This window comes from uncultured Corynebacterium sp. (assembly GCF_937999985.1).
Classification (GTDB): Bacteria; Actinomycetota; Actinomycetes; order Mycobacteriales; family Mycobacteriaceae; genus Corynebacterium.
Genome location: NZ_CALLDG010000151.1, coordinates 1 through 10,119, shown reverse-complemented (window position 1 = coordinate 10,119; position 10,119 = coordinate 1). Strand labels below are relative to the sequence as shown.

10 protein-coding genes and 1 pseudogene are annotated in these 10,119 nt (G+C 64.7%); 3 read left to right on the top strand and 8 right to left on the bottom strand.

Going from position 1 to position 10,119, the window contains the following annotated elements; translation table 11 throughout:
* The coding region (locus tag Q0331_RS07255; RefSeq protein WP_298075734.1) for an HNH endonuclease signature motif containing protein at window positions 1-589 on the top strand (589 nt) is incomplete at its 5' end.
* On the opposite strand, the gene Q0331_RS07250 is transcribed toward Q0331_RS07255, so the two are convergent.
* From Q0331_RS07250 to Q0331_RS07230, 5 genes are read right to left on the bottom strand one after another with little or no spacing between them, the layout of a single operon-like run.
* The gene (locus Q0331_RS07250) at window positions 586-1,137 is read right to left on the bottom strand and encodes a carboxymuconolactone decarboxylase family protein (RefSeq protein ID WP_298075733.1); all 552 of its coding nucleotides are present in this window, start codon (window positions 1,135-1,137) and stop codon (window positions 586-588) included. The two genes, Q0331_RS07255 and Q0331_RS07250, sit on opposite strands and share 4 nt — an antisense overlap.
* Window positions 1,138-1,162: 25 nt before the next feature.
* Window positions 1,163-2,032, bottom strand: coding sequence for a type I methionyl aminopeptidase (gene map, locus Q0331_RS07245; RefSeq protein WP_298075732.1), 870 nt, complete (start codon window positions 2,030-2,032; stop codon window positions 1,163-1,165).
* Window positions 2,033-2,043: 11 nt separating this feature from the next.
* Entirely contained in the window at window positions 2,044-3,924 is a 1,881-nt protein-coding gene (locus tag Q0331_RS07240) for a penicillin-binding transpeptidase domain-containing protein (protein ID WP_298075731.1), read from the bottom strand.
* Between the two features lie 20 nt (window positions 3,925-3,944).
* Complete coding sequence (locus tag Q0331_RS07235; protein WP_298075730.1) at window positions 3,945-4,595, bottom strand: response regulator transcription factor; 651 nt, start codon at window positions 4,593-4,595, stop codon at window positions 3,945-3,947.
* 12 nt (window positions 4,596-4,607) lie between these two features.
* Window positions 4,608-5,690: a sensor histidine kinase gene (locus tag Q0331_RS07230; protein WP_298075729.1), complete on the bottom strand. Its 1,083-nt coding sequence runs from the start codon at window positions 5,688-5,690 to the stop codon at window positions 4,608-4,610.
* Between the two features lie 115 nt (window positions 5,691-5,805).
* Between Q0331_RS07230 and Q0331_RS07225 the strand changes: the two genes are divergently transcribed.
* Together Q0331_RS07225 and Q0331_RS07220 are read left to right on the top strand one after the other, a co-directional pair.
* Window positions 5,806-6,726 (top strand): FtsX-like permease family protein, encoded by a 921-nt coding sequence (locus Q0331_RS07225; protein WP_298075728.1) that lies wholly within the window; start codon window positions 5,806-5,808, stop codon window positions 6,724-6,726.
* Entirely contained in the window at window positions 6,723-7,445 is a 723-nt protein-coding gene (locus Q0331_RS07220) for an ABC transporter ATP-binding protein (protein ID WP_298075727.1), read from the top strand. The genes Q0331_RS07225 and Q0331_RS07220 overlap by 4 nt, the downstream gene beginning before the upstream one ends.
* On the opposite strand, the gene ispG is transcribed toward Q0331_RS07220, so the two are convergent.
* The 3 genes and pseudogenes from ispG to Q0331_RS07205 all read right to left on the bottom strand — a co-directional run.
* On the bottom strand, window positions 7,438-8,598 hold the full coding sequence (gene ispG / locus Q0331_RS07215; RefSeq protein WP_011273699.1) for a flavodoxin-dependent (E)-4-hydroxy-3-methylbut-2-enyl-diphosphate synthase: 1,161 nt from the start codon (window positions 8,596-8,598) through the stop codon (window positions 7,438-7,440). The genes Q0331_RS07220 and ispG overlap by 8 nt on opposite strands.
* 91 nt (window positions 8,599-8,689) lie before the next feature.
* Window positions 8,690-9,934 carry an RIP metalloprotease gene (locus Q0331_RS07210; protein ID WP_298075726.1) on the bottom strand — a complete coding sequence of 415 codons (1,245 nt, stop codon included), beginning with the start codon at window positions 9,932-9,934 and terminating at the stop codon, window positions 8,690-8,692.
* 17 nt (window positions 9,935-9,951) lie between these two features.
* A pseudogene (locus tag Q0331_RS07205) lies at window positions 9,952-10,119 on the bottom strand (1-deoxy-D-xylulose-5-phosphate reductoisomerase); the annotation flags it as partial.

The following is a 10,119-nucleotide window of genomic DNA, read 5'->3' as shown; positions in this document are numbered from 1 at the left end:
GGAGGTGCTCAAAGCGGTCAACAGTGTGGCCAAGCGCGATTCCTGTTCCCGCGCCGAGGCGCTGATGCGGCTCGTGCGCAGGCAGACCACGGCGGAGGTAACGCTGAACCTCTATCGCAGTGTGGACGAACCGGACTCGCAGATCTGGGCTGCAGGGGGCTGGCTCAGCTCGCTGGCCACGCCGGAGTGGATGAAGCGTGTGACGCACGTCCAAGTCCCGGGAGCCGCGAGCAACGAAGGCTACTCCCCCACGCCTCTGGTGCGGGCCAGCGTGGAGGGGCGCGACGGAACCTGCCGCTTCCCAGGATGCTCGGTGCCCGCACACAAGTGCCAGTTGGATCACGTGCAGCGCTACGACCATGAGAACCCGCAGGCAGGAGGTCCAACGGCCACGTCAAATCTCCACTGTCTTTGCTCCAAGCACCACAATGCGAAAACGACTGGCTCCTGGGACGTCACCATCCATCCGAACGGCAACGAGACCTGGACCAGCCATGGCGACGGGCACACCGTCATGACGGCACCAAACGGGCCGCTGGGGCGGGAAACCTTCGCCCAGCGCGCAGCGAACCGCAGGAGGGTTGCCTAACGCGGCTCGTCGACTGGAACCCCCATGACGTCCAGCGCCGTGGCCAGACCGTCATAGTTGGTGACCAGCATGACGAACGCAACCTGCTCACGCTCGCTCAGCAGACCCCGCAGCCGCTGGGCCATGTCGGCGCTAAGCCCGCGGTCGCGGACGAGCTGCTCGGCAGCGTCCAGCAGGGTGCCGTGGCGGCCGGTGCGGCCGTGGTCGGGCTGGAATAGGGCGTCAATATCCTTGACCCCAACTTTTGCGGCGAGGGCACGGTGCTGGTCGGCTTCGTAGGCGCTGCCGCGCAGGTAGGCGACGCGCAGGATGATCATCTCGGTTTCGACGCGCGAAAGGTAACCAAACGGCATCATCGACCCGCCGTAGAGCAGCCAAAAGAAGAACAGGCGCGGGGCGCGACCGATGGTGGCGAACACTCCGAGGTTCTTCTTCTTGGTCACGCGGGCGCCCACGCGCGTGGCGAAGGCACCGAACGGACCGAGGCGGCGCAGGTGCTGTTTACGTGCAACGGGGCCAGGCCCCAGAGGTGTAGTTTTGTCTCCCATACTTTTGGGAGGTTAGTCGGTCGAGCTAGTCCTCGCTGGGAATTGTCAGAACCTCGTAGCCATCTTCAGTGACGACCAGGGTGTGTTCGAACTGTGCGGTCCACTGGCGGTCCTTGGTCTGGACGGTCCAGTCGTCGTCCCAGACCTCGTAGTCCAGGCCGCCGAGGTTGATCATCGGCTCGATGGTCAAGGTCATGCCCGGCTCCAGCAGGTCGGTGTACATGGTCGGGCGGTCGTAGTGCAGCACCACCAGACCATTGTGGAAGGTCGGGCCAACGCCGTGGCCGGTGAAGTCCTCCACGACGTTGTAGCCGAAGCGCTTGGCGTAGCTTTCGATCACTCGGCCGATGACGTTGATCTGCCGACCGGGCTTCACGGCCTTAATGCCGCGCCACATTGCCTTTTCGGTGCGTTCGACGAGCAGGCGGTGTTCCTCGGAGACATCGCCGGCCAGGAAGGTCGCGTTGGTGTCTCCGTGCACGCCGTTCTTGTAGGCGGTGATGTCAATGTTGACGATGTCGCCGTCCTGGATCACGGTGCTGTCGGGGATGCCGTGGCAGATGATCTCGTTGAGGCTCACGCAGCTGGACTTCGGGAAGTGCCGGTAGCCAAGCGTGGAGGGGTAAGCGCCGTGGTCGCACATGTACTCGTGCGCCACGCGGTCGACCTCATCGGTAGTCACGCCGGGGGCAACGGCAGCACCTGCAGCCTGCAGGGCATCGGCGGCGATGCTGCTGGCCTCGCGCATCTTCTCGATGGTCTCGGGAGTCTGCACCCACGGCTCACCCACGTTCTCCTGCACGCTGTCCTTCCAGGCGTACTCCGGCCTTTCGATGTGGGCTGGGACGGAGCGGATGGGCGTGGGATTACCGGGGGTCAATGGTGCTCGAGTCATGGGTCCCTATCTTACTCTTGACGCCCTTCCGCCTCCGCGGCCGGGCCATCCAGGTTCTTGAAGAAGTCGGCGGTCACGGAAGTAGCGTGCTCGGAGCCGCCGCCAAGGACAATGAGGGTGGCAAAGGCCAGGTCTCCGCGGTATCCGGCGAGCCAGCTGTGGGAGCCCTCGTTGATCTCGGCCTCACCGGTCTTGGCATAGACCTCGCCGGCGCCGGCCACTCCGGAGCCAGAGCCGCTGGTGACCACGGCACGCATCATGCGGCGTAGTTCTTGGATGGCTTTCGGGTCCAGCTTCTTCTTGGCGTCCTTCTTGGCCTCGTCGTTCTTGGCTTCCGTGTGATGGTTCTCGCCAGCGATGAGGTAAGGAGTGGGCGCCTTGCCGGCTGCCACGCTGGAGGCAACCATGGCCATGCCGAAAGGGCTGGCGAGGTCGAGACCCTGGCCATAGCCGGCCTCGGTGCGGTCAAGCATCTTCTCGCCATCGGGCACGGAGCCGGTGATGGTCTCCAGCCCCTCGATGTCGTAGTCGGCGCCCAGGCCGAACTGCGCGGAGATGTCCTTCAGTTCGCCCGGCTTCAGCTTGGTCGAGATGTCCGCGAAGGTGGTGTTGCACGACTTTGCGAAGGCATTCTCCAACGGGGTGTTGCCCAGCGAGAAGCCGTTGTAGTTGGTGACGATGCGCCCGCCGATGTCCTGCGTGCCGGGGCAGCCGACGATCGAATCCGGGCTGAGCCCCTGCTTCTGCAGACCGGCGTATGCGGTGAGCATCTTGAACGTCGACCCCGGCGGATACTGACCCATGAGGGCGACGTCGCCGTCCTCGTCGGCCTTCTCCGACTGGGCGACCGCCAGCACTTCGCCGGTCGAGGGGCGCATGACCACCATCATCGTCTTAGCGTCGGCTCGGGTATCCACGGCCTTCTGGGCCGCCTCCTGGACCTTGCGGGACAGGGAAACGCGCACACTCGGGGAAGACTTCGGATCCTCGCCGCCGACCTTGGCCACCTCGTTGCCCTCGCTGGTGGCGGCGACGACCTTCCAGCCAGCCTCGCCCTGCAGGTCCTTCTCCACGACACCCCTAACGCGCGCCATGATGTCGGGAGCGAAGGAGGGATCGGGGCGCACGAGCGCGGGTTCCTCATTCAGGCGTACGCCTTCGACGTTGCCGAGGGCGCCCTGCAGGCGCTTGCCCTGGGCCTGGTTGACGGTCAGTACGGAATACTCCCCGTCCACATCGGCGGCCTCCTTGGCCTTCTCCACCGGGTCGATGCGGGGCACGGACTTATCGCCGCCCCGAAGTGCATCCAGCTCGCCGGCGATGCGTCGCATAGTGCCCTGAACGCTGGAAACCTTGTTCGGATCGACAAGGACGCGATACTGAAGGCCCGGCTCCAGCAGCACCGCACCATCGGAGCCCACCACGTTGGCGACGGTGGCGGGAACGCTGCGCAGCTCCAGGTGCTGGTTAGCGCCCAGCTCCGGGTGTAGCACGGCGGGCTGCCAGCGCACGGACCAGTTATCGCCGGTGCGTGTGAGGTTCATCGAGGAGTCATAGGAAAACTCCCGCCCGCCCGGCAGGTCCCAGCGCATCGAATACTGCGCGGTGGCCTGATTGTCCTGAGTATTGACGTTCTTCAGTTCCGTATGCAGGCCCTCGGCCTGCAGAGACTGCCACGCCTTCTCGATAGCCTGGGTCGCCCCGTCGGGGTTGTCGGTCTCCCCTCCAGCCTGTGAGGCTTCGCCCGGGTTGGAAAGGGCGGCGAGGAAGGCCTGGGCGGCGTCATCAGCAACATCGGGTTTCGGCGTACAAGCCGCAGCGCCCAGCACCAAGCCAGCCGTCGTGACGGCCGCGGTGATGCTCCGGCGAGGGGTCCAAGAGGTGGTGCGCATAGGCACAGAGAGTAACAGGATTAATCGATGATTCCGCGTTCCCTCGCCACGGCGACGGCAGCTGTTCTGTTTTTCACATTCAACTTGGAGAAAACGTGTGCCATGTGGGACTTCACGGTCGCCTCGGTGAGGATGAGGTCCTTCGCGATCGCCCGGTTGGACTTGCCTTGGCTGGCGAGCACAAGCACCTCTTGCTCGCGGTTGGTTAGCGACTCGAAAGGGTTGGCCAGCCTGCCGCGGAGCTTGCCCATGATGTTCTTGTTCATCACCGTCTGCCCACGGGCGGCCTGGCGGATGCCCTCGGCCAACTCGTCGGGGGTGCAGTCCTTAAGCAGGTAGCCCACCGCGCCGGCGGAAATGGCTCCCAGGACGTCGCTGTCGGTGGAATAGTTCGTCAGGATCAGCACCTGTGGGGCGGGCTTGCGCTTGCGGATCGCACGGGTGGCGCTCACTCCCCCGGATTCAGCCCCCTCGCTGCCAGGGCTTTCTCCGAAGCGCAGATCCATGAGCACCACGTCGGGCTGTTCCTCAGCGCAGATGGTGACGGCGCGGTCGGGGTCGCCGACGGAAGCCACGATCTCCACGTCGCCTGTTCCGCGCAGCATCGCCTCGATCCCGGCGCGGACCACGGGATGATCGTCGCAGATCAGGACACGTAGCTGGTCTGGCACTGTTTAAAACTCCTAACGAATCGGCAGCTGGATGGATACACCACAACCGGCGCCCGGCGAGCTTTCCACGTGCATGGTCGCGCCAATTAGGTTGGCGCGGCGCCGCACGCCCGCCAGGCCGACCGGCGACAGGCTCATCTTGTCCGCGGCGATCTTGCTGACTAGTTCTTCGTCCATGCCCCGACCGTTGTCCACGACGTCGAGGCTGAGCAGGTCGCTCTGGTAGGTCAAGGTGATTCGGGCGCGCGTGGCCTCCGAGTGCTTCACCACGTTAGAGACGAGGGACTGCGCAATGCGGGTGAGCTCCTGCTCAACCTTTTCGTCCAGGTCATAGGGCTCACCCTCGACCTCGAAGCTCAAGGCCTCGCCCAGTGGGGTGCCGGAGCTCACGCGCGCCAGGGCGATTGGCAGGTCGCCGCCGACCAGCGGCCCGGGCTGCAGCGCGGCGATGATGCGCCGGGTTTCGGCCAGGTTGTCCTCGGCGGTGGTGCGGGCAAGGCGCAGGTCCTCCAACACCTCCGGGTCCTCCACCCGCTTCTCTACAGCCTGCAGAATCATGTGGATGGAGCTTAGCCCCTGCGCGATCGTGTCGTGGATCTCCCCGGCCAGGCGCGTGCGCTCGCCCATCTCTCCTGCGTGGCGGCTGGCGGCTTCACGGGCGCTGGCTTCGTCGCGCAGCTCCTTGAAGCCCACGCCGACGACGGTGGCGACCACTGCGGCGACGGTGGGGCCCAGCGCCTCGCCACCCTGATAGACCGACAGGATGGTCACCACTGCATTGCACACGATCGCCGGCCACAGAGGCAGTACGCCGACGCACAGGAAGAACAGCGCGAATGCCATGAAAACGGCGCTCGGAGCCACCAGCAGCAGGCACGCCCAGGTGGCGATGACCAACGTCAGCCACAGCCAGGTGGGGCGCAGCCACAAGCCCATGACGTAGATGAAACACAAGGCCACCGCGTTCCAGGACCAGCCGTCCCTGATGACGGTAACGGCCATCAGCAGGGCCATCAGCAGGTGGAGCCCCAGCCCCAGATAAGCCCAGGCGCGGTTCAGCGCGACGACTTTATTCGACTTGGCTTTTTGAATCATGATCGTCCCCAAGTCTAGCGACCGAAAGGTGCTGCCCGCCTCCACCAAAAGTATGAGGCAAAGACTACTCCTTAGCCCGATGTGTTCCTTCTATAACGCGCGAAGAATAAGAACCATGCTAAGTAATAAGTCGTTAACCCCGGTCCGGGGATTCATGTTTCAGGGGATCCGCGAGCTGCGCGTATCCCGTGGCAAGACGGCGCTCATCATCACCACCGTCCTGCTCATCACCGCAATGGTCACGCTCCTGAGCTCCCTGTCAGCAGGCCTGAGCTACCAGTCCGCCTCCGCCTTGGAACACAAGGTCGGCAACGATCGCCAACTCGTGCTGAACGATGCCGGCGGAACTGTGAGCTTGAGTACTGGTTCTCTTACTGACGCCCAAGTCAGCGAGGTCAAGAGCCGTGGCGGAGAGGTCGTCACTATGGCCCGCTCAAAGGATGAAGAAGGTCAGGCCTTCATCGCAATGTCCTACGAAGGAGACAAGCCCAGCGAGGACCTCTACCTCGAGCACCAGCCCATCCACTGGATGAGCACCGGCGAGGTGGAGAACCTGCCCGGAGCCTCCACCTTCGGCGTGGTTGCCGAAGATGCCGAACCGATCGACGGCGCAGTCATGCTGCAGGGCAAGGACGCCCTGGAGGCCAGCGCCTCCTACAAGGGCGAGCAGTCCTCCCTGAACCTCATGATCGTGCTGCTCTACGTGATTTCCGCCTTGGTGCTGGGTGCGTTCTTCACTGTGTGGACGATGCAGCGCCTGCGCGGCGTGGCGATCACCGTCGCGCTCGGCGGCACGCGTTCCAACATCCTGAGCGACGCGGTCGGCCAGGCGCTGGTCGTGCTCTTCGTGGGCATCGCCGCGGGCACCCTGCTCACCGTCGGCGTCGGCGGATTCACGGAAGGGATCCCCATGGACGTCACCGCCAACACCACCCTCGTCCCGGCCGCCATCCTACTGGCCGCAGGCCTGCTCGGCGCCGGCCTGTCCATCATCCCCGTAATGAAGGTCGATCCGCGAAAGGCAATGAACTCATGATTTTCCCAGCACTCGAAGTAAAGAACATCTCCCTCGAGATCACCGACGGAACCACCAAGCGCAACCTGCTGACGGACGTCAGCTTCAACGTGAACCCCGGCGAGGTCGTCGGCATCACCGGCCCCTCCGGCTCCGGTAAGTCCACCCTGCTGTCCATCATCGGCTGCCTGGAAACCGCCACCTCCGGCTCCGCCACCCTGCACGGCGCGGACACCCTGGAGCTCGGCGCCGTCTCCGGTCGCCAGGCCGCGGAGATCCGCCGCCGCCACCTGGGCATCGTGTTCCAGCAGCCGAACCTGCTGCCGGCACTGACGGCCAAGGAACAGCTCATGGTGATGAGTCGCCTGGATAAGCCATTCGGCATCAGCGGCAAGGCGTGGCGTCAACAAGAAGAAAAGGCCGAGCACCTGCTCAAGGGAGTGGGCCTGGAAGGGCGAGAGGACGCGAAGGTCTCCGAGCTCTCCGGTGGCCAGCAGGCGCGCGTGAACCTGGCACGCGCTCTGATGAACGACCCGGCGCTGCTGCTGGTGGACGAGCCGACCGCGGCGCTGGACACCGCTAACGCGCAGCGGGTAACCGAGCTGATCGTGGATCTGGCGCGCGAGCGCAACACACCGGTGCTGTACGTCTCCCACGACCAGGAGCAACTTGCCACGCTGGACCGCCGCATCGAGCTGGTAGACGGCAAGGCCAGTGAGGCAGAGCTGGCGACTACTTAGTCACCCGTACCTCGGCCTTCTGGCCCTCGACGGCCTCCAGGCCCTCCTCCTCGGCGATGCGCATAGCTTCCTCGATGAGGGTTTCCACAATCTGATCCTCCGGCACGGTCTTGATGACCTCGCCCTTGACGAAAATCTGGCCCTTGCCGTTGCCGGAGGCCACGCCCAGGTCAGCATCACGCGCCTCGCCTGGGCCATTCACCACACAACCCATGACGGCCACGCGCAGTGGGAACTCCATGCCCTCCAGACCCGCGGTGACCTCGTCGGCCAGCTTGTACACATCCACCTGCGCGCGACCACAGGAGGGGCAGGACACGATCTCGAGCTTGCGGGGGCGCAGGTTCAGCGACTGCAGGATCTGGTCGCCGACCTTGATCTCCTCCACCGGGTCCGCGGACAGGGACACGCGGATCGTGTCGCCGATCCCCTCGGCCAGCAGGGCGCCGAAAGCCACAGAGGACTTGATGGTGCCCTGGAAGGCCGGGCCGGCCTCCGTGACACCCAGGTGCAGCGGGTAATCCGACTGGGCGGCGAGCTGACGGTAGGCCTCCACCATCACGACCGGGTCGTTGTGCTTCACGGAGATGGCGATGTCGCCGTAACCGTGCTCTTCGAACAGGCTGGCCTCCCACAGCGCGGATTCAACCAGTGCCTCGGGCGTGGCCTTCCCGTACTTCTCCATGATGCGCTTATCCAGCGAACCGGCATTGACGCCAATACGGATCGGAATGCCCGCATCCCCGGCAGCCTTCGCGACTTCCTTGACTCGGCCGTCGAACTCCTTGATGTTGCCGGGGTTCACGCGCACCGCCGCGCAGCCGGCGTCGATGGCGCTGAAGATGTACTTCGGCTGGAAGTGAATATCCGCGATCACCGGGATCGGGGACTTCGCGGCGATCGCGGGCAGAGCCTCGGCATCCACCGTCTTCGGGCAGGCCACGCGGACGATGTCGCAGCCAGAGGCGGTCAGCTGGGCGATCTGCTGCAGCGTCGCATTAACGTCGTGCGTCTTCGTGGTGGTCATCGACTGCACCGAAATCGGGTGGTCGCTACCGACCCCTACCCCGCCGACCATCAGTTGGCGGGTCTTGCGCCGCGGGGCCAGCACCGGAGGCGGACCGTCGGGGATACCCAGGGAAATACCAGACATGTACGAAGACAACCTTTCAGTCGTGAATGCCGTTCAAACTCCCACCAATTCTACGCTCCGTTCGGCGGACGCAGAGGTGGGCGTCAACTAACTAGAAAATACGGATCGGGTTAACCACATCGGCGACGATTACGATAATGCCGAACACCAGCAGCACCGCCGTGGCCGCGTACGTCAGTGGCATCAGCTTCGTGTAGTCGGCGGGGCCGCCGGGCTGCTTGCCGCGCAGGCGGCGGAAGAAATCGCGGATCTTTTCGTAGATCACCACGGCGATGTGTCCGCCGTCCAGCGGTGGCAGCGGCACCAGGTTGAAGGCGGCCAGGAAGAGGTTCAGGCTCGCCAGAGTCATGAGGAAGCTCATCCACTGCTGGTACTGCACCAGCTCGCCGCCGACGCGGGAAGCGCCGACCACGCTCATCGGGGAATCGTCCTCGCGGTTGCCGCCGAAGATGGACTCGACCACGCCTGGCACACGCTGCGGCAGGCCGATCAGGCCGTGGAAGGTGTCGCTGACCATGCCGCCAGTGAACGACAGCGTGCCGCCCACCGCACTGGCGGGGTTGTACTGGTTGATCACGAGCTCCGGGCGCTTGGCGCGGATGCCGACGGCGCCGGAGGTCATGGTGTTGCCGGCGGAGTTCAGGCGCTCGACCAGCTCGATCTGTAGATCGAGGTTCTTGTGTTGCCCGTTGCGGTCGACGACTGCCGGGACCGTGATGCGGTCGCCGACCTGCTTGCCGTCGTCGGCGGCGCGCTCGGCCTCGGCGGCGATGGCCTTGGTGAACTCCCGAAAGTCTTCTGTCTCTTCGCCGTTGACGGAGAGGAAGGTGTCGCCGGTCTGGACGCCAGATTCCGCCGCGGGACCGTCGCCCGTACACTCCTGCAGCGTGCCGTCCGAATTTTGCTTCGCCGGTGCGCACTGGGTGGATTCGACGGTGGGAGTAAAGACCACGTTGCGGTCCGGCAGGCCCCAGGCCAGCGCCACCCCGTAGAGGATGCCGAGAGCCAGCAAGATATTCATGATGATGCCGCCGAGCATGACGAAGATGCGCCGGTACGCCGGCTTGTCGTACATGGCGTACGGGCGCTCCTCGTCGGTCATCTCGTCCAGCTTCGTCATGCCGGCGATGTCGCAGAAGCCACCTAAGGGGATGCCCTTCAGGCCGTACTCGGTGTGTCCCCTGCGGAAGCTAAAGATCGTCGGGCCGAAGCCGATGAAGTAGCGTCGCACGCGCATGCCGGACATGCGGGCGGCAATCAGGTGCCCCGCCTCGTGCAGGGCGATGGTTATCCCGATGCCGAGGGCGAAGGCGAGGATGCCCAGAATGTTTGCCATTGACTCGCTGTTTCTTCCTAGTCGGCGAGGGTGTCGATGTGCGCGTTCGCGCGGCGGCGCGCTTCGCCCTCCACGGCGAGGACATCATCGACGCTTGCGGGTACCTCAGCATAAACGTCGCATTCGCTGACAGCGCGCTCGACCACGTCGACGATCTGCGGAAAGCGGATGCGCCCGGCCAAAAA

Excerpts from the sequence above, each read along its gene's own strand:
- Q0331_RS07250 (WP_298075733.1), bottom strand. The coding sequence starts at position 1,137 with ATGGGAGACAAAACTACACCTCTGGGGCCTGGCCCCGTTGCACGTAAA.
- map (WP_298075732.1), bottom strand. The coding sequence starts at position 2,032 with ATGACTCGAGCACCATTGACCCCCGGTAATCCCACGCCCATCCGCTCC.
- Q0331_RS07240 (WP_298075731.1), bottom strand. The coding sequence starts at position 3,924 with ATGCGCACCACCTCTTGGACCCCTCGCCGGAGCATCACCGCGGCCGTC.
- Q0331_RS07230 (WP_298075729.1), bottom strand. The coding sequence starts at position 5,690 with ATGATTCAAAAAGCCAAGTCGAATAAAGTCGTCGCGCTGAACCGCGCC.
- Q0331_RS07225 (WP_298075728.1), top strand. The coding sequence starts at position 5,806 with ATGCTAAGTAATAAGTCGTTAACCCCGGTCCGGGGATTCATGTTTCAG.
- Q0331_RS07220 (WP_298075727.1), top strand. The coding sequence starts at position 6,723 with ATGATTTTCCCAGCACTCGAAGTAAAGAACATCTCCCTCGAGATCACC.
- ispG (WP_011273699.1), bottom strand. The coding sequence starts at position 8,598 with ATGTCTGGTATTTCCCTGGGTATCCCCGACGGTCCGCCTCCGGTGCTG.
- Q0331_RS07210 (WP_298075726.1), bottom strand. The coding sequence starts at position 9,934 with ATGGCAAACATTCTGGGCATCCTCGCCTTCGCCCTCGGCATCGGGATA.